This window comes from Pseudoxanthomonas mexicana (assembly GCF_010093385.1).
Lineage (GTDB): Bacteria > Pseudomonadota > Gammaproteobacteria > Xanthomonadales > Xanthomonadaceae > Pseudoxanthomonas_A > Pseudoxanthomonas_A mexicana.
Window position 1 is genome coordinate 79,205 of record NZ_PDWV01000004.1, and the last position, 17,308, is coordinate 96,512.

Annotated in this window: 17 protein-coding genes; 4 read left to right on the plus strand and 13 right to left on the minus strand. The window is 68.9% G+C overall.

Annotated features, from left to right (window positions below; translation table 11 throughout):
• The first annotated feature begins 92 nt into the window (after positions 1–92).
• Positions 93–905: an SDR family NAD(P)-dependent oxidoreductase gene (locus CSC76_RS02790; RefSeq protein WP_162108539.1), complete on the plus strand. Its 813-nt coding sequence runs from the start codon at positions 93–95 to the stop codon at positions 903–905.
• Positions 906–973: 68 nt separating this feature from the next.
• Here CSC76_RS02790 and CSC76_RS02795 read toward each other — a convergent pair whose 3' ends face one another.
• The 5 genes from CSC76_RS02795 to trpB all read right to left on the minus strand — a co-directional run bounded on the left by CSC76_RS02795 (position 974) and on the right by trpB (position 6,383).
• Complete coding sequence (locus CSC76_RS02795) at positions 974–1,912, minus strand: isopenicillin N synthase family dioxygenase (protein WP_162108540.1); 939 nt, start codon at positions 1,910–1,912, stop codon at positions 974–976.
• 74 nt (positions 1,913–1,986) lie between these two features.
• Positions 1,987–3,336: a phosphoglucosamine mutase gene (glmM, locus tag CSC76_RS02800; RefSeq protein ID WP_162108541.1), complete on the minus strand. Its 1,350-nt coding sequence runs from the start codon at positions 3,334–3,336 to the stop codon at positions 1,987–1,989.
• Complete coding sequence (gene accD / locus CSC76_RS02805) at positions 3,333–4,226, minus strand: acetyl-CoA carboxylase, carboxyltransferase subunit beta (RefSeq protein WP_162108542.1); 894 nt, start codon at positions 4,224–4,226, stop codon at positions 3,333–3,335. Before accD ends, glmM begins: the two co-directional genes overlap by 4 nt.
• Positions 4,227–4,313: 87 nt before the next feature.
• A complete protein-coding gene (gene trpA / locus CSC76_RS02810; protein ID WP_162108543.1) occupies positions 4,314–5,111 on the minus strand; it encodes a tryptophan synthase subunit alpha in 798 nt (265 codons plus the stop codon).
• A 60-nt stretch (positions 5,112–5,171) separates the two neighbouring features.
• Positions 5,172–6,383, minus strand: a complete 1,212-nt coding sequence (gene trpB / locus CSC76_RS02815; protein WP_162108544.1) for a tryptophan synthase subunit beta — start codon at positions 6,381–6,383, stop codon at positions 5,172–5,174.
• 95 nt (positions 6,384–6,478) lie between these two features.
• Between trpB and CSC76_RS02820 the strand changes: the two genes are divergently transcribed.
• Positions 6,479–7,369 (plus strand): LysR family transcriptional regulator, encoded by an 891-nt coding sequence (locus CSC76_RS02820; protein ID WP_162108545.1) that lies wholly within the window; start codon positions 6,479–6,481, stop codon positions 7,367–7,369.
• Here CSC76_RS02820 and CSC76_RS02825 read toward each other — a convergent pair.
• The 7 genes from CSC76_RS02825 to prmB all read right to left on the minus strand — a co-directional run bounded on the left by CSC76_RS02825 (position 7,366) and on the right by prmB (position 14,931).
• The gene (locus CSC76_RS02825; protein ID WP_162108546.1) at positions 7,366–7,998 is read right to left on the minus strand and encodes a phosphoribosylanthranilate isomerase; all 633 of its coding nucleotides are present in this window, start codon (positions 7,996–7,998) and stop codon (positions 7,366–7,368) included. The genes CSC76_RS02820 and CSC76_RS02825 overlap by 4 nt on opposite strands.
• A 22-nt stretch (positions 7,999–8,020) precedes the next feature.
• On the minus strand, positions 8,021–8,824 hold the full coding sequence (gene truA / locus CSC76_RS02830; protein WP_162108547.1) for a tRNA pseudouridine(38-40) synthase TruA: 804 nt from the start codon (positions 8,822–8,824) through the stop codon (positions 8,021–8,023).
• A gap of 18 nt (positions 8,825–8,842) precedes the next feature.
• Positions 8,843–10,537: a type IV pilus assembly protein FimV gene (locus CSC76_RS02835; RefSeq protein ID WP_162108587.1), complete on the minus strand. Its 1,695-nt coding sequence runs from the start codon at positions 10,535–10,537 to the stop codon at positions 8,843–8,845.
• Positions 10,538–10,623: 86 nt separating this feature from the next.
• The gene (locus CSC76_RS02840) at positions 10,624–11,649 is read right to left on the minus strand and encodes an aspartate-semialdehyde dehydrogenase (RefSeq protein ID WP_162108548.1); all 1,026 of its coding nucleotides are present in this window, start codon (positions 11,647–11,649) and stop codon (positions 10,624–10,626) included.
• Between the two features lie 75 nt (positions 11,650–11,724).
• A complete protein-coding gene (locus CSC76_RS02845; protein WP_162108549.1) occupies positions 11,725–12,765 on the minus strand; it encodes a 2-hydroxyacid dehydrogenase in 1,041 nt (346 codons plus the stop codon).
• Positions 12,758–13,861 (minus strand): chorismate synthase, encoded by a 1,104-nt coding sequence (aroC, locus tag CSC76_RS02850; protein WP_162108550.1) that lies wholly within the window; start codon positions 13,859–13,861, stop codon positions 12,758–12,760. The genes CSC76_RS02845 and aroC overlap by 8 nt, the downstream gene beginning before the upstream one ends.
• A 140-nt stretch (positions 13,862–14,001) precedes the next feature.
• Positions 14,002–14,931: a 50S ribosomal protein L3 N(5)-glutamine methyltransferase gene (gene prmB, locus CSC76_RS02855; protein WP_162108551.1), complete on the minus strand. Its 930-nt coding sequence runs from the start codon at positions 14,929–14,931 to the stop codon at positions 14,002–14,004.
• A 136-nt stretch (positions 14,932–15,067) separates the two neighbouring features.
• Here prmB and CSC76_RS02860 point away from each other — a divergent pair, with 136 nt between their 5' ends.
• Together CSC76_RS02860 and asd are read left to right on the plus strand one after the other, a co-directional pair.
• Positions 15,068–15,721 carry an SCO family protein gene (locus CSC76_RS02860; protein WP_162108552.1) on the plus strand — a complete coding sequence of 218 codons (654 nt, stop codon included), beginning with the start codon at positions 15,068–15,070 and terminating at the stop codon, positions 15,719–15,721.
• Complete coding sequence (gene asd / locus CSC76_RS02865; RefSeq protein ID WP_162108553.1) at positions 15,718–16,563, plus strand: archaetidylserine decarboxylase; 846 nt, start codon at positions 15,718–15,720, stop codon at positions 16,561–16,563. Before CSC76_RS02860 ends, asd begins: the two co-directional genes overlap by 4 nt.
• A gap of 32 nt (positions 16,564–16,595) precedes the next feature.
• On the opposite strand, the gene CSC76_RS02870 is transcribed toward asd, so the two are convergent.
• Positions 16,596–17,003 (minus strand): glutaredoxin family protein, encoded by a 408-nt coding sequence (locus CSC76_RS02870; RefSeq protein WP_162108554.1) that lies wholly within the window; start codon positions 17,001–17,003, stop codon positions 16,596–16,598.
• Between the last annotated feature and the right edge of the window lie 305 nt (positions 17,004–17,308).

Below are 17,308 nucleotides of genomic sequence, written 5' to 3' on the forward strand. Positions count from 1 at the left end.
CCAGTTCGGGGCCGCGCAGTCTAGCCGATGTTGGGCAACGCACCTACCGGCCGCGCTATCTTTCCCGTCCTATGTCCGCACAGGCGTCGTCCATGCCCTCTGCCTCCCCTGCCCCGCCTCCGGGCTATGCGCTGGTGACCGGCGCTTCCAGCGGCATCGGCGAACGGATCGCACGCGAGTATGCGCGCCGGGGCGTGCCACTGGTGCTCACCGCCCGGCGCGCGGATCGGCTGCATGCCCGGGCGGAGGAGCTGCGGGCACAGGTGGCGGTGGAAGTGGTGGCCGCCGACCTGGCCGAACCCGCCGCGCCGGCCGGCCTGGTGGAGGAACTGGATCGGCGCGGGGTGCGGATCCGCATCCTGGTCAACAACGCCGGCTACGGCATGCCGGGACGCTACCGCAGCAGCGACTGGGCCGACCACGCCGCGTTCATGCAGGTGATGACCACCGCCGTATGCGAGCTCACCTGGCGGCTGCTGCCCGCGATCCGCGCCGACGGACGGGGACGGATCCTCAACGTCGCATCATTCGCCGCCCTGATGCCGGCCGCCGACGGGCAGACCCTGTACGCACCGGCCAAAAGTTTCCTGCTGAAGTTCAGCGAAGCACTGGCACTGGAGAACGCCGACCGCGGCGTCCACGTCACCGCGCTCTGCCCGGGTTTCACCTATTCCGAATTCCACGATGTCACCGGCACGCGCGCCCGCATGCGGGTGTCGCCGGGGATGTGGCTGCAGGCCGAGGACGTGGCGTGCGCCGGCATCGACGGCAACGAGCGCGGCCAGGTGCTGGTGGTGCCCGGATGGCGCTACCGGGTGCTGCACGCCATCGTGAAAATGCTGCCGCACCGCGTGGCGATGGGGATGATGGCGCGCAACTCGCGCAAGGTTCGCCCGCTCGACTGAATGGCCGGAAACGCACGACGCCGGCAAGCCGGCGTCATGGGATGCAAGTATCGCGGGAAGTGGCGCGCTTACTTCAGCTTGATCTCGCGCAGGCGCTCTTCCAGATAGCCCTGCGCGGTGATCGGCTCGGGGTAGCGCTTCGGGTTGTCGGGCGTGATCGTGGACGGCAGTACGTCGATCAGGAAATCCGGATTCGGGTGCAGGAAGAACGGCACCGAGTAACGCGGCTGGCGTGCCTGTTCGCCCGGGGGATTGGTCACGCGGTGGGTGGTGGACGGGTACACGTGGTTGGTCAGGCGCTGCAGCATGTCGCCGATGTTGACCACGATGGTGTCGGCATCGGACGTGAACGGCACCCACTCGCCCTTCTTTGAGAGCACTTCCAGGCCCGCGGCGCTGGCGCCCACCAGCAGCGTGATGAGGTTGATGTCCTCGTGCGCGCCGGCGCGCACGTTGGGGATGTCGTCGGCGGTGATCGGCGGGTAGTGGATCGGGCGCAGGATCGAGTTGCCGGAATCGGTCTTGTCGGCGAAATAATCTTCCGGCAGGCCGATGTGCAGGGCCAGGGCCGACAGCACGCGCGAACCCAGCTGGTCCAGCGCCTGGTACAGGCCGTAGCCGTGCTCGCGGAAGCCGGGCACTTCGGCCGGCCACAGGTTCGGCGGCATCACGTCGCGGTATTCGGAATCCCCGGGAATCTCGCGGCCGATATGCCAGAACTCCTTCAGGTCGAAGTGCTTGGAGTCCTTCGCAGTCTCCACGCCGAACGGCGTGTAGCCGCGCGCGCCGCCGCCGCCGGGCACGTGGTACTTCTTCTTCACCTCATCCGGCAGCGCGAAGAAACGCTTGAACACGTCGTACGCGGCATCGATCTGCGCCTGCGGGATGCCGTGGTTGCGAATGCCGGCGAAGCCCCATTCGCGATAGGCCGCACCGAGTTCTGCGACGAACGCATCGCGGTCGGTATCGAAACGGGTGATGTCCAGCGTAGGGATTCGGGCGCTCATGCAATCTGCTCCAGCAGGGAAAAGGCGCGGGAGGCCATGGGACCATCGCCGCGCCGAAAGTTCATTGATCCGGCTCAAGCCGCGGCGGCGGCGCGCACGGCGTCGGCGAGCGTTTCCAGCGTGCTCTTCACCAGCGCGTCGTCATCGGCTTCGACCGTGACACGCACGACCGGCTCGGTGCCGGAGGGACGCAGGAACGCGCGACCGCGCCCGGACACCGCCGCCTGCGCCTGCATCAGCGCGGCCTGCACGCTGGGGGCTTCGGTGGGCTTGGCGCCGTTGGCCAGCTTCACGTTGATGGTCTTCTGCGGCAGCATGGTCAGCCCGTCCAGGGCGTCGCGCAGCGTCTGCCGGCGGCGGCGCAGGGCTTCCAGCACCTGCAGCGCGGCGATGATGGCATCGCCCGTGGTGGTGCGGTCCAGGCACAGCAGGTGTCCGGAGGCTTCGCCGCCCAGCACCGCATTCCCTTCGACCAACGCCTGATGCACGTAGCGGTCGCCCACCTTGGTGCGGACGAACGGGATTTCCAGCTTGGCGAGTGCGCGCTCCAGGCCGTAGTTGGTCATCAGCGTGCCGACCACGGGCCCACGCAGGCGGCCGCTGGCCTGCCAGTCGCGCGCCAGCAGGTAGATCAGCTGGTCGCCATCCACCGGTACGCCATCGGCGTCGGCCATCAGCACGCGGTCGCCGTCACCGTCGAAAGCGACGCCGAGGTGGGCACCGGTCTCGCGTACCTTGGCGGCGAGACTCTCCACATGCATCGAACCCACGCCGTCGTTGATGTTGACGCCGTTGGGCTCGGCACCGATGGTGATCACGTCGGCGCCCAGCTCGCGGAACAGCAGCGGCGCGATGTGGTACGTGGCGCCGTGCGCGCAGTCCAGCACCACCTTCAGCCCCTTCAGGTCGAAGCGGCGCGGCACGCTGGCCTTGCAGAATTCCATGTAGCGACCGACCGCGTCGCGCGTGCGGATCGCCTTGCCCAGCTTCTCGGACTCGGCGGTGAAGAACGGCGCATCGATCGCGGCCTCGATGGCCAGCTCCGTCGCCTCATCCAGCTTCTCGCCCTCGGCGGAGAAGAACTTGATGCCGTTGTCGTAGTGCGGGTTATGCGAGGCACTGATGACGATGCCGGCATCGGCGCCCAGCGTGCGTGTCAGGAACGCGACCGCCGGCGTGGGCATCGGTCCCATCAGCTGTACGTCGGCGCCTGCGGCCACCAGGCCGGCCTCGAGCGCGGCTTCGAACATGTAGCCGGAGATGCGGGTGTCCTTGCCGATCACCACGACCGGACGCGCACCGCCCGCCTTCTCGCACAGCACGCGGCCCAGGGCATTGCCCAGGCGCAGCACGAAATCGGCGGAAATGGGGCTGGTGCCGACGCGGCCACGGATGCCGTCGGTTCCGAAGTATTTGCGGCTCATGCGGTCACCAGTTCGCTGTCCTGCGGCTTGGGCTGTCTCATCAGCAACGCCAGCAGGTCGGCCAGGCGGTCACGCATCTCGCGGCGGTCGCAGATCTGGTCGATCGCGCCGTGCGACAGCAGGAACTCGGAACGCTGGAAGCCTTCCGGCAGGGTCTCGCGGACGGTCTGCTCGATCACGCGCGGGCCGGCGAAGCCGATCAGCGCCTCCGGTTCGGCCAGGTTGATGTCGCCCAGCATCGCGAAGCTGGCCGACACGCCGCCGGTGGTGGGGTGCGTCATCACCGAGATGTACGGCAGGCCGGCTTCGCGCAGCCTGCCCAGCGCGGCCGAGGTCTTGGCCATCTGCATCAGCGAAAACAGGCTTTCCTGCATGCGCGCACCGCCGCTGGCGGAGAAGCACACGAACGGCGAACCGATCTCCAGCGCGCGCTCCGCGCCCAGCGAGAAGCGCTCGCCCACCACCGACCCCATCGAACCGCCCATGTAGGCGAAGTCGAAGGCGCTGGCGACCAGGTCGCGGCCCTTCAGCGTGCCCTGCAGGGTGATCAGCGCATCGCGCTCGCCGGTGCTCTTCTGCGCGGCCTTGATGCGGTCGGCGTACTTCTTCTGGTCCTTGAACTTCAGCACGTCGGTCGGGCCCAGCGCGGCGCCGATCTCGCGGGTGCTGCCAGGATCGAACAGCGCCGCCATGCGCGCACGGGCACGGATCGGCATGTGGAAGCTGCACTTCGGGCAGACCTCCAGGTTTTCCTCCAGCTCCGGCCGGTACAGCACCGCGCCGCAGCGGTCGCATTTTTCCCACAGCCCCTCGGGGACGCTGCGTTTGCTCTTGCCTGCGTTGCCTTCGGTGCGGATGCCCGACGGCATCAGTTTGCTGAGCCAGCTCATGCGTGGTCTTGCTGCCTGCCCCGGGAGGGGCCCAATGGATGAGCGCGGCAGTTTAGCTCAGTCGTCCATGCACAGCCGTACGGTGGGTCAGGCGTCCAGCGCCGCGCGCAGCGGCGCCAGGAAGGCCGAGGCGCGCGAGGGGGCGTCGGTACCGGCCTCGGCCAAGGCCGCCACCAGCGCGCTGCCGACCACCACGCCATCGGCATCGGTCGCCATCGCGCAGGCGCTGTCGGCATCCCGGATGCCGAAGCCCGCCACCACGGGGACGCGGGAGCCCGCCTGCAGCTGCTTCAGCCGTTCGCCCGCCGCGGCCGTGTCCAGGCGATCGGACGCGCCCGTCACGCCCGCGAAACTGACGTAGTACAGATACCCCTGCGCGGTGTCGCACAGCATCCGCAGGCGTTCCGGCGAGGTGGTCGGCGACGCCAGCGCGATCAGGACCAGCCCTTCACGGTTGAACACCGCGCGCGTCTCTTCGGCCTCTTCCGGCGGCAAGTCGACCAGCAGCACGCCGTCGACGCCGGCCGCGACCGCTTCACGGGCGAAACGCTCGGCCCCATGGATCTCCACCGGGTTCAGGTAACCCATCAGCACGATGGGCGTGGTGTCGTCCTGCTGGCGGAACACCTCCACCGCCTCCAGTACGTAGCGCAGTCCCGCGCCGCGGGCCAGCGCACGCTCGGAGCTGCGCTGGATGACGGGTCCGTCGGCCATCGGATCGGAGAACGGCACGCCCAGTTCGATCACATCCGCACCGGCATCGACCAGCGCATGCATCACCGGGACCGTGGATTCCAGCGAGGGATCGCCGGCGGTGATGAACGGCACCAGCGCCTTGCGGCCGGCGGCCTTGAGGGTGGCGAATTTCTGTTCGAAACGGGTCATCGGAAATATCCTGCAGGTCGGGCTTGTAAGCCCTCCCCTTCAAGGGGAGGGAGCAAAGCGTCAGAGCGAGATGCCTTCACGCGCGGCGATGGTGTGCACGTCCTTGTCGCCACGGCCGGACAGGTTGCACAGCACCAACTGGTCCTTGGGCAGCTCGCGCGCCAGTTTGATTGCCTGGGCGACGGCGTGGCTGGATTCCAGCGCCGGCAGGATGCCCTCGGTGCGGGTCAGGCGGTGGAACGCGGCCAGCGCTTCCTCGTCGGTGACGCCGACATACTCCGCGCGTCCACTGTCCTTCAGGAAGGCGTGCTCCGGCCCGACGCCCGGGTAGTCCAGGCCGGCAGAGATGGAATGGGTTTCGATGATCTGCCCATCGTCGTCGCAGATCACGTAGGTGCGGTTTCCGTGCAGCACGCCGATGCGTCCCGCTGACAGCGAGGACGCATGGCGGCCGGTCTCGATGCCGTCGCCGGCTGCCTCGGCGCCGACGATGCGCACGCCCGGATCATTGAGGAAGGCGTGGAACAGGCCGATCGCGTTGCTGCCGCCGCCGACGCAGGCGGTGATGGCATCGGGCAGGCGGCCGTAGTCGGACAGCATCTGCGCCCTCGCCTCGCGGCCGACCACGGCGTTGAAGTCGCGGACCATGCGCGGATACGGGTCCGGACCGGCGACGGTGCCGATGATGTAGAACGTGTCGTGCACGTTCGTCACCCAGTCGCGCATGGCTTCGTTCAGCGCGTCCTTCAGCGTCGCCGAGCCGCTGGTCACCGGCACCACGGTCGCGCCGAGCAGCTTCATCCGGTAGACATTGATCTTCTGGCGCTCGATGTCGGTGGCGCCCATGTAGACCACGCATTCCAGCCCCAGCCGGGTGGCGACGGTGGCGCTGGCCACCCCGTGCTGGCCCGCACCGGTCTCGGCGATGATCCGCTTCTTGCCCATCCGGCTGGCCAGCAGCGCCTGCCCGATGGTGTTGTTGATCTTGTGCGCGCCGGTGTGGTTCAGGTCCTCCCGCTTCAACAGGATCTGCGCGCCGCCGACTTCGCGGCTCAGGCGCTCGGCGTGGTAGATCGGGCTGGGCCGGCCGACGTAATGCTTGAGATCCTTTTCGAAGGCGGCGATGAAGGCCGGATCGCCGCGGGCGGCGTCATACGCCGAGGCCAGCTCCGGCAGCGGCCCGATCAGCGTTTCGGCGACGAAACGTCCGCCATGGCGGCCGAAGTGGCCATGGGCATCCGGATAGGCGTGGAAGTCGGTGGCAGACGGCATGATCGGGTCCGGGGAAATCGATGCTTCACGTTATCGCACAGCGACCTTCGGGAACATCGACTATTCGGGCTTGATTCGTGAGTTAAACTCACGCGATGGCCCGACCGCTGCCGTCACTGAATGCCCTCCGTGCCTTCGAAGCCGCCGCCCGCCTGGGCAGCGTCAGCCAGGCGGCCGGGGAACTGCACGTCACCCACGGCGCGGTCAGCCGCCATATCCGTGCGCTCGAAGATGCACTGGGCCGTCCGCTGTTCGTCCGTGATGGGCGGGGCCTGGCCCTGACCAGCGACGGCCAGCGCCTGCGCGACAGCGCGGGCGAAGCGTTCGGTGTACTGCAGGCAGGCTGGACCGCGTTGCAGCGCGGTCCGCGCGCGGCGGCGCTGGAGCTGGGCTGCCCGGGCAGCCTGCTGGCGCGCTGGGTGATCCCCCGCCTGGAGCGCCTGGCGGCGGACCTGCCCGACCTGACCCTCCATCTGTCCGCGCAGGAAGGCGGCATCGACCTCGCGGCCGCGGGGCTGGATGCCGCCCTGCTGCTGGGCGAAGCGCCGTGGCCCGCGGGTTGGCAGGTCTGGCCGCTGGCGCCCGAGCGGATCGGCCCGGTGCTCAGTCCGCGCCACGCACGGTTCGACGTCCTGCGCGATGGGCCACCGCGCACGCTGCTGGACGAACCGCTGCTGCACACCGCCTCGCGGCCGCAGGCGTGGCCGCGCTGGCTGGCGTCGCACCAGCTGACGGACGCGCCACGCCTCGGCACCGGTTTCGATCACCTGACGTATCTGCTGGAAGCGGCGGTCGCGGGGCTGGGCGTCGCCATCGCGCCGCGCGAACTGGTGCAGGTCGACCTCGACAGCGGCCGACTCGTCGCACCGTGGGGGTTCGCCGACACCGGCGGAACCTGGGCGCTGTGCGCGGCGCGCGGCAATCCCGATGCGCGCATTCCCCTGCTGGCCGACTGGCTGCGCCGCGATCTGCTGTCCGCAGATTAGCCGCGGGTGTCGGCGATGCGGACCGCGTCGACGAAGCGCCGCATCTTCTCCGGATCCTTCTCGCCGGGCGCGGTCTCGATCCCGCTGGACACGTCCACTCCCCACGGATGTGCGGTGCGCAGCGCAAGCCCGACGTTGTCGGGCGACAGGCCTCCGGCCAGCAGGCACGGCCGGTCGGTGACCTCCGGCATCTGCCGCCAGTCGAACCGCTGTCCGCTGCCTCCCTGCTCGCCGGCCGCGTGACCGTCGAACAGGAAACCGCTCGCGTTCGGGTAGGCCGCCAGGCTGGCGAAGGCGCCCCCTTCCTGCCCGCCCATCGCGATCGCCTTCCAGAACGGCCGATGGAACGAACCGGCGAACGCGTCGTCCTCGCCGCCGTGGAACTGCAGCACGTCCGGCTGCAGGGATTCGACGATCTGCTCAATCTCGGTCCGCGGATTGTCCATCACCAGCGCCACCACGCCGATTTCCTCCGGGACCAGGTCGCGCAGCATGCGCGCCTGGCCCAGCAGCAGCCGGCGCGGGCTGCGCGGCGCGAACACCAGGCCGATGTAGTCCGCACCCAGCTCCACCGCCAGGCGGACATCCTCGGCGCGGGTCAGCCCGCAGAACTTGATGCGCGTATGCATGGCGGAAGGGTAACCCGGCGGCTCAGCCGATGGCGGCAGGCAGGGTCACTTCCGACGGCAGGCCCCATTCGGCCGGATACAGCGGACTGACGAACACCAGGCCGTCCGGCGGCGCGGTCGGCCCGGCGACGGTGCGGTCGCGACCGGTCAGCAGTTCACCGATCCAGCCCTCCGGCCGTTCGCCGCGCCCCACCACCAGCAGCGAACCGACGATGTTGCGCACCATGTGATGCAGGAACGCATTGGCCTGCACCTCGACGACCACGCGCTCGCCCTGGCGCACAACGGAGATCGCGTGCAGGTTGCGCATCGCGTGCGGCGACTGGCAGTGCACGGTGCGGAAGGCGCTGAAATCGTTCTCGCCGACCAGCACCTGGGCGGCACGGTGCATGGCGTCGGCGTCCAGCGGCATCCTTTCCCAGCTCAGGTATTGGCGCTCCAGCGCCGGGCGCGCCAGCCGGTTCACCAGCGTGTAGCGATAGCGCCGCGCGCGCGCGGAGAACCGCGCATGGAAATCATCGGCCACGGGTTGGCACCAGCGTACGCAGACCGCCGGCGGCAGGCGCGCCGTGGCGCCCAGCAACCAGCCGCGCGGCGTGCGCGCGGCATCGCTGTCGAAGTGGACGACCTGGCACTGCGCATGCACCCCGGCATCGGTACGGCCGGCGCAGATGGTGTCCACCTGGGCGTCGGCTACCGACGACAGTGCGCCTTCCAGCGCCGCCTGCACCGTGCTGGTGTCGTCGGGCGTGCCGGACTTGCTCAGCCGTTGCCATCCCAGAAAACCGCCGCCGTCGTACTCGACGCCCAGCGCGTAGCGCGTCACGACATCACTCCGCGCCCGTCATCCGATCTCGCGCAGCAGCTGCAGCGCCTCGTCGCGCGCCGCCGCGTCGTGGCGGGCGGCGACCTCGTTCAACAGATCGCGCGCGGTCGCCACATCGCCCAGGTCCAGATAGGCCACCGCCAGTTCCAGTCGATCACGACCGGCAGGCGCCTGCGGCGAGGTCACCGGAGCAGCAGGCGCCGTGCCGCCGCCGGCATGCCAGGTGGGGCCCGTCGCAGGTGCAGGCTTCGGCGATGATGTGGGCGCTGCGGCGACCGGCACGCTGACCGCCGGCTCGAGCACCGGACTGGGCGCGGGCTCCGCTTCCGGCGTGGCCGCCTGCGGTATCGCGGCGGCCAGTTCCGCGGCACGGCTGTCCGCCGGCGCATGGCCGAACACGGGGTTGCGGGGCACCGGTGCTGGCGCAATGCGCTGGCGGCGCTGCGCGAAACCCCACGCCAGCGCCCCGACGAACAGCAGGCCGAAGCCCGCCCACGCCCAGACCGGGACGCCGCCCTCGCTGCCATTGCCCTGCGCCAGGCGCTGCTGCGCCGCGGCGAGGTCGCTGTCCTTCATGGCCAGCAGCTTCTCCTGCTGGGCCTTGAGCTTTTCCAGTTCCGCCACCTGCGAGCGCAGTTCCTGCACCTCGGCTTCCCGCGCGGCCAGGTCTTCCTTCGATTGCTGCAGCTGTTCGTTCGCCAACATCTCGCCCTCACCGCCGGCACTCACGCCGGACTGCGTTCCAGAACCCGACGTGCCAGCGGCCGCGGGAGCGATTTCAAGGCGCGCGTCGGCCACAGGCGCGGTGCGCGGTGCCGGCGGCGCGGTCGTCGCCGCAGGCGCGGGCTCGACCACCGCGGCCGGCTGCGGGATCGGCGCGCGCGCGCGTCGCCACTCGGCGATCTGGCTGCGGACCAGAGCGGCGGCCTCGTCCTCGAGGATGGTCTGCGCCTCGGCCGACTCCGGCACACGCAGCACCGCGCCCTGCTTGAGCAGGTTGATGTTGCCGTTGATGAAGGCCTCGGGGTTGGCGCGCAGCAGCGCGACCATGGCCTGGTCCAGGGTGTAGCCCTGCGCGCGCGCCAGCGGCGCGGCCACCTGCGACAGCGATTGTCCACGGCGCACGGGCGCCAGCGCATCGCCCGGCGCGACCTGCGGGGCCGGCGCAGCGGCAACAGGTGCGGGCGCGGGCGCGCGAGGTGGCGCGGGCAGCGGTGCCCGTTCGGCCGGGACGGATTCCGGCGGGGTGGCCACGACAGGCTGGGCAGGCCGGGCAATGGTATCCGTGGGCGCGGCGACCGGCGCATCGATTACCGGCTGACCGGTCGCCGCCAGCGTGCCCGGCGCGCTGACCAGCGCGGAGTACTCGCGTACCAGACGGCCCTGACCCCAGTCGACTTCAATCAGGAAATTGACCGCCGGCACATCCACCGGCGTGCGGCTGGTGACGCGCACGACCGGACGGCCGGCTTCATCCAGCGCGACGCTGAAGTCCAGTTCGTTGACCAGCCCCTGCGGGCGCGGCAGACCTACGCGCTCGAACGTCGTCGGCGACGCCAGACGCGCACGCAGCTGCTCCAGCTCGCCCGGCTCGCTGGAAATGATCGGAATCTCGGCCAGCAGCGGCTGGCCGGGTTGCGATTTGACCTTGATCTCCCCCAGGCCGAGCGCGAGGGCGGCATTGCTCAGCAATGCCAGCCCCAGCCCGATCATGCCGGCCAGGCGGAGTCTTGCCGTCCGAGGTCTGTGCTTCGGTTTCACGGCCCTTCCCCATGTTTCCCGGGCACGACTATAGCCGCTCAGCCGCCGTTCGCCACCAGTTCGGCCAATTGCACGGCGTTCAGGGCCGCGCCCTTGCGGATGTTGTCGGCCACCACCCATAGGTTCAGCCCACGCGGATGCGAGAAGTCCTCGCGGATGCGGCCGACGAATACCGGGTCGCGGCCGGACGCGTGGGTGACCGGTGTCGGATAGCCACCTGCCTTGTGCTCGTCCACCACTTCCACGCCGGGGGCGGCGCGCAACAGCTCGCGGGCCTGTTCCGGTGAAATCTTCTTCTTCGTCTCGATGTTGACCGCTTCGGAGTGGCCATAGAACACCGGCACGCGCACGGCGGTGGGATTCACCTGGATGCTGTCGTCCTCGAGGATCTTGCGCGTCTCCCAGACCAGCTTCATCTCTTCCTTGGTATAGCCGTTGGCTAGGAACTCGTCGATGTGCGGGATGAGGTTGAAGGCGATCTGCGCCTGGAACTTCTTCGGCTCGATGTCCTGGAAGGCCAGCAGCTGCGCGGTCTGGCGGCCGAGTTCCTCCAGGCCGGAGCGACCGGCGCCGGACACCGACTGGTAGGTGGCCACGTTGATGCGTTCGATGCCGTATTCGCGATGGATCGGCGCCAGCACCGGCATCAGCTGCATGGTCGAGCAGTTGGGGTTGGCGATGATGCCGCGCGGACGGTTCTTGGCCGCATGCGGGTTGACCTCCGACACCACCAGCGGCACGTCGGCGTCGTAGCGGAAGGTCGAGGAGTTGTCGATTACCACCGCACCGGCGGCGGCGAACTTCGGTGCGTATTCCTTCGATACGCTGCCGCCGGCCGAGAACAGGGCGATGTCCACGCCGGTGGGGTCGAAGGTTTCCAGGTCGAGCACGTCGACCTTCTGACCCTTGAAATCGACCTGGGTGCCGGCGGAACGCGCCGAGGCCAGCAGGACGAGCTTGCCGACCGGAAAGTCGCGTTCGGCCAGGATGGACAGCATGGTTTCGCCGACGGCGCCGGTGGCGCCCACGATGGCGACGGTGAAGCTACGGTTCTGGTTGCTCATGGAAGATGGTTTTCGCGAAAAGGGAGTGAAGACAGCGGACAGGAAGGCTGTGTTCGGGGAACCTGCGGGCGTGCCTCAGGCTCCCTGTCGTTTGGCGATGATGGTGTTGTTGGTCGAGGTCGTAGCCAGCGCATCCGGATTGACCGGCGACGGCGGATGGCCCGCGTCCGGCCCTTCGCCCAGCGCGGCGATCAGGTTGTCCACCGCCAGCGAGACCATGGCGCGACGCGTGGCCAGGCTGGCACTGGCGATGTGCGGGGTCAGCACCACGTTGCGCAGGGCCAGCAGTTCGGGACTCACAGCGGGCTCGCCTTCGTACACGTCCAGGCCGGCGGCAGCCAGGCGGCCGTTCGACAGTGCATCGGCGAGCGCGACTTCATCGACGATGCCGCCCCGCGCGATGTTCACCAGCGTCGCAGTGGGCTTCATCTTCGCCAGCGCCGCGGCATCGACCAGGTGGTGGACCTGTGCCGAGTAAGGCAGCACCAGGATCACGTGGTCGGCCTGGACCAGCAGATCGTCGAAGCCGGCATAGGTCGCGCCGCACTCACGCTCGACGAGCTCCGGCAGGCGGCTACGGTTGTGGTACAGCACGCGCATACCAAAGCCGCGTGCACGACGGGCGATCCCCTGCCCGATCCGGCCCATGCCGACGATGCCCAGCGTGCTGCCGTGCAGGTCCGCGCCCAGCAGCGTACCGAACGACCACTGCTGCCACTGGCCTTCGCGCAGCCAGCGTTCGGCCTCGGTGATGCGGCGCGCGGTCGCCATCAGCAATGCGAAACCGAAGTCGGCGGTGGTCTCGGTCAGCACGTCCGGCGTGTTGGTCGCGACGATACCGGCCTGCGTCAGTGCCGCGATATCCAGGTTGTTGTAGCCCACGCCCACGTTGGCGATGGCGCGCAGCCGCTCCGCACCGGCGATTTCCCGGGGGCCGACGCGTTCGTTCAAGGTCACCAGCGCGCCGACGCTGTCGCGCAATGCTTCGGCGATGGCCTCGGGACTGTGTTCGGTAACGTCGGCCGTCGCCTGCACGTCGAAATGTGCCGCCAGCCGTCCGACGATGTCGTCGACCAGCGGCTGCGACACCCAGACGCGCGGCCGCAGCTCAGCCATCGACGCTGCCGGGAACGTAGGGCGGCACGTCGCCGACATCGCCGCACTGCGCGCGATGGCGCAACGCCTGGTCCATCAGCACCAGCGCCATCATCGCCTCGGCGATGGGCGTGGCGCGGATACCCACGCAGGGGTCGTGCCGGCCGGTGGTGACGACGTCCACGGTATGGCCGTCCACGTCCACCGTCGCGCCCGGCAGGCGCCGGCTGGAGGTCGGCTTAAGGACGATGGAGGCGGTGACCTGCTGGCCGGTGGAAATGCCGCCGAGGATGCCGCCGGCATGATTGGACAGGAACCCGGCCGGCGTCATCAGGTCCCGATGCTCGGTGCCCTTCTGCGTGACCGCGGCGAAACCGTCGCCGATCTCCACCCCCTTCACCGCGTTGATGCTCATCAGCGCGGCGGCGAGGTCGCCGTCCAGCTTGCCGTAGATCGGCTCGCCCCAGCCCGCCGGCACGCCGTCGGCGACGACATTGACGCGCGCGCCGATGGAATCGCCCGACTTGCGCAGCGCATCCATGTAGGTTTCCAGTGCCGGCACCTGCGCCGCATGCGGCCAGAAGAACGGGTTGTCCTCCACCGCGTTCCAGTCGAAGCCGTCGGGCGTTATCGGCCCGAGCTGCGACAGGTAACCGCGAACCGTCACGCCGAACCGCTGCCGCAGCCACTTCTTAGCGATCACGCCCGCCGCGACGCGCATCGTGGTCTCGCGCGCGGACGAGCGGCCGCCGCCGCGCGGGTCGCGGATGCCGTACTTCTGCCAGTAGGTGTAATCGGCGTGGCCGGGGCGGAACTGCCGCGCGATGTCGGCGTAGTCCTTGCTGCGCTGGTCGGTATTGCGGATCAGCAGCGCGATCGGCGTGCCGGTGGTGCGACCCTCGTACACGCCGCTCAGGATCTCCACCTCGTCGGCCTCGCGCCGCGCAGACGTGTGCCGCGACTTGCCGGTGGCCCGGCGCTCCAGGTCGTGGCGGAACTCCTCAGGCGCGATCTCCAGCCCGGGCGGGCAGCCGTCGACCACGCAGCCGATCGCCGGCCCGTGCGATTCGCCGAACGTGGTGACCGTGAGGAGTTTTCCGAAACTGTTGCTGCTCAAGCGCCGCTCCGCGGATGGGAACTACCGGTGCCGGGCCATCAAGCATCGCATACCGGCCACCCTATTGTGCAGTGCGCCAACGCAAGCCGCGACGGTTGCAGGCGCAACTGCTGCGGGCGCGGCAGGGCGGTTCCGGCGCTCTATTTGCGAGCGGCGGCCAACGCGGCGATGCGTGCGTTGTGGCGGATCAGCTCGGCGCATTCGACGGCGAAGATGCCCATCTGGCCGACCTTGAACTCGATCCAGGCGAAGTCGACGTCGGGCAGCAGTTTCACCAGCGCATGCTCGGACTCGCCCACTTCGCAGATCAGCAGGCCGTCCTGGCTGAGGTGCAGCGGCGCATCGCGCAGGATCTTCAGCACCAGGTCCAGGCCATCGTCGCCGGCGCGCAGGCCCAGCTCCGGCTCGAAGGAGTATTCCTTCGGCAGTGCGTCGGTCTCGTCGTTGGTGACGTAGGGCGGATTGGTGACGATCAGGTCGTAGTGGCGCCCGGTCAGGCCGGCGAACAGGTCGGATTTGACCAGTTGCACGTTGTCCGCATGCAGGCGGGTCTTTTTCTCGGCCGCCAGCGCCAGTGCATCGTCGCTGATGTCGACGCCGTCGACCTGCCAGTCCGGGTGGTAATGGCCCATGGCGATGGCGATGCAACCCGAGCCGGTGCACAGGTCGAGCGCACGGTTCACCTCGCGGCCGCCCAGCCAGGGCTCGAAGCCCGCTTCGATCAGCTCTGCGATCGGCGAGCGCGGCACCAGCGCACGTGCGTCGCTCTTGAAGCTCAGGCCGGCGAACCAGGCCTCTCCGGTCAGATAGGCCACCGGAATGCGCTCGTTCACCCGACGCTCGAACAGCGCCAGCACCTGCGCCTTTTCCGGTGCGGTGACGCGCGCCTGGCCGTAGGCGGGGCCCAGGTCCGGCGGCAGGTGCAGCGTGTGCAGCACCAGGTGCGAGGCCTCGTCCAGGGCGTTGTCGTAGCTGTGGCCGAAGGTCAGCCCGGCCGCATTGAAGCGGCTGGCGCCGTAGCGGATCAGGTCGATGATGGTGTGGAGTTCGGCGGCGACGTCGGCGGTCATGGCAAGGCTGGGGAAGACGCCGGAACGGCGAGGGCCGCCGATTATAGAGGCTGCCCCGGTATCATGGCCTCCTCCTGCCGTCCATGCCGGCCACGGTCCAACGGCCACGCCCCTTCATCGCGGGACTTCCACGCACATGTTCAACAAGAAGATCGGCCTCATCCTCGTCCTGGCGCTGGCCGCCGGCCTGGGCCTGCTGGCCGCACAGAAATTCTTCGGCCCGGTCACGCCCGCGACCCGGTGGCCCGCCACCCAGACGGTCACCCTGTTCCCGCAGGCGCGCCCGCTGCCGCCGTTCTCGCTGCGCCAGTCCGACGGAACCCAACTGGCCGATGGCGAACTGAAAGGCCACTGGACGCTGGTGTTCATCGGCTTCACCTTCTGCCCGGACATCTGTCCCACCACCCTGGCCGAACTGGCCCAGGCGCAGGCCCAGTGGAAGGACCTGCCCGATTCCACGCGCCCGCGCGTGCTGTTCGTGTCGGTGGACCCGGAGCGCGACACGCCCACCCGCATCGGCGAGTACGCCCACGCCTTCCATCCCGACACGCTGGCGGCCACAGCCGACGTCCCGACGCTGGAGAACTTCGCCAAGTCGCTGGGCTTCGTGTTCATGAAGGTGCCCGGCCAGGGCTACGACCAGAATCCGAACGACTACAGCATGGACCACTCCTCGGCGATCGCCGTTCTGGACCCCCAAGGCCAGCTCGCCGGCCTGATCCGGCCGCCCTTCCAGCCCAAGGCGATCGCCGCCGACATGCGCGCGCTGACCGGGGCCTCGTCCAAATGAGCCTGCTCACGTCGCTGACGTATGTCCTGCCCCACCGCTTCCTGTCCTCGCTGGCGCGCCGGCTGGCGTATTCCACGTCGCCGGGCACCAAGCAATGGCTGATCGACACGGTGACACGGAAGTTCGACGTCGACCTGTCCGAGGCCGCCGAGCCCGATCCGCGCGCCTATCCCAGCTTCAATGCCTTCTTCACCCGCGCACTGAAGCCCGGGGCCCGCGTGGCCGATCCCGATCCACGCGCTCTGCTGATGCCCGCCGACGGGCACGTCAGCCAGTGCGGCGCCATCGAGGACGGCCGCATCTTCCAGGCCAAGGGACAATCGTTCACGGCCGCCGAACTGCTGGGCGACGCCACAGCCGCGGAGCCGTTCCGCAACGGCCTGTTCGCTACCGTCTACCTGTCGCCGCGCGACTACCACCGCGTGCACATGCCGTGGACCGGCACGTTGCGCGAAACCGTGCATGTGCCCGGCCGCCTGTTCAGCGTGGGCACCGATGCGGTGGCGAACGTGCCGCGCCTGTTCGCCCGCAACGAGCGGCTGGTCTGCCACTTCGACACCGACTTCGGCCCGATGGTGTCGGTGATGGTCGGCGCACTGCTGGTCTCCGGCGTGGAAACCGTGTGGAGCGGCGAGGAAATCCCCGCCTACGGCACCGCGATCACGCGCAAGGATTACCGTGGCAAGGGCATCACGCTGGAGCGGTTCGCGGAGATGGCGCGCTTCAACTACGGCTCGACGGTGATCGTGCTGCTGCCGCCGGGCGTGGCGATGCTGTCGCCCGAGTTGAAGGCGGAATCGCCGGTGAGGCTGGGTCAGCGACTCGCGATGCGCATCGAGTGAGCACTTCATCGCCGCCGGAGTGCGCGCGCGCGTTAATGGTCAGCAGGACTGAGGTACCCCTGCTCTTCCAGCAACCCGACCATCTGGTCCCGGTCGTACCCTTCCAGCTTGGCGTTGGCCGTCACGATGACGGGAACCCGCTTCGCGCCGAGCCGATGCAACTCCTGGCGATGCGCCGTCGACGTATCCGCCGGCCGCTCCACGTAATTCAGGCCCAGCTCGCGAAGTAACTTCCGCGTCTTCTCGCAGCCGCCGCACGCCTCGAGCGAATAGAACGCAATCTGTCCTGCATGCGGGAGGTAGAGCGCATAGTCGCCATGGGTGACGACGAGATCGCTCGATTTTGCGAGTTTGTGTGCGCTGTAGACGCGCCCGGCCCCCAACCCTGCGAGAAGCGCCGCCACCACCACGATGACGGGAGTCATTCCTTTCAGTTTCACAGGCACCTCCCGAAGCCGCGGGGACGGCCCCGCGGCGTGTCGCTCCGGATCAGGGGACTTCGCAGTTGCCGCAGGTGATGAAGCGGCATGTATTCAGGCTGGTTCGGCACTGCGCGGGCGTGTATTGCCCACCCTGCATGCAGATCCTGTAGGACTGATCACATGCCAGCCAGCATTCGGTACACGGATCGTCGGCCTTCGAAGTGAATGAGAATCCAAGCACCAAAGCAGCCGCACACGCAGACGAGAGCACGAACGTCTTGATAGACATGACTATCTCCTTGTGATGGAAGCGCTGACGAATC

Excerpts from the sequence above, each read along its gene's own strand:
- CSC76_RS02790 (WP_162108539.1), top strand. The coding sequence starts at position 93 with ATGCCCTCTGCCTCCCCTGCCCCGCCTCCGGGCTATGCGCTGGTGACC.
- CSC76_RS02795 (WP_162108540.1), bottom strand. The coding sequence starts at position 1,912 with ATGAGCGCCCGAATCCCTACGCTGGACATCACCCGTTTCGATACCGAC.
- glmM (WP_162108541.1), bottom strand. The coding sequence starts at position 3,336 with ATGAGCCGCAAATACTTCGGAACCGACGGCATCCGTGGCCGCGTCGGC.
- accD (WP_162108542.1), bottom strand. The coding sequence starts at position 4,226 with ATGAGCTGGCTCAGCAAACTGATGCCGTCGGGCATCCGCACCGAAGGC.
- trpA (WP_162108543.1), bottom strand. The coding sequence starts at position 5,111 with ATGACCCGTTTCGAACAGAAATTCGCCACCCTCAAGGCCGCCGGCCGC.
- trpB (WP_162108544.1), bottom strand. The coding sequence starts at position 6,383 with ATGCCGTCTGCCACCGACTTCCACGCCTATCCGGATGCCCATGGCCAC.
- CSC76_RS02820 (WP_162108545.1), top strand. The coding sequence starts at position 6,479 with ATGGCCCGACCGCTGCCGTCACTGAATGCCCTCCGTGCCTTCGAAGCC.
- CSC76_RS02825 (WP_162108546.1), bottom strand. The coding sequence starts at position 7,998 with ATGCATACGCGCATCAAGTTCTGCGGGCTGACCCGCGCCGAGGATGTC.
- CSC76_RS02835 (WP_162108587.1), bottom strand. The coding sequence starts at position 10,537 with ATGATCGGGCTGGGGCTGGCATTGCTGAGCAATGCCGCCCTCGCGCTC.
- CSC76_RS02840 (WP_162108548.1), bottom strand. The coding sequence starts at position 11,649 with ATGAGCAACCAGAACCGTAGCTTCACCGTCGCCATCGTGGGCGCCACC.
- CSC76_RS02845 (WP_162108549.1), bottom strand. The coding sequence starts at position 12,765 with ATGGCTGAGCTGCGGCCGCGCGTCTGGGTGTCGCAGCCGCTGGTCGAC.
- prmB (WP_162108551.1), bottom strand. The coding sequence starts at position 14,931 with ATGACCGCCGACGTCGCCGCCGAACTCCACACCATCATCGACCTGATC.
- CSC76_RS02860 (WP_162108552.1), top strand. The coding sequence starts at position 15,068 with ATGTTCAACAAGAAGATCGGCCTCATCCTCGTCCTGGCGCTGGCCGCC.
- asd (WP_162108553.1), top strand. The coding sequence starts at position 15,718 with ATGAGCCTGCTCACGTCGCTGACGTATGTCCTGCCCCACCGCTTCCTG.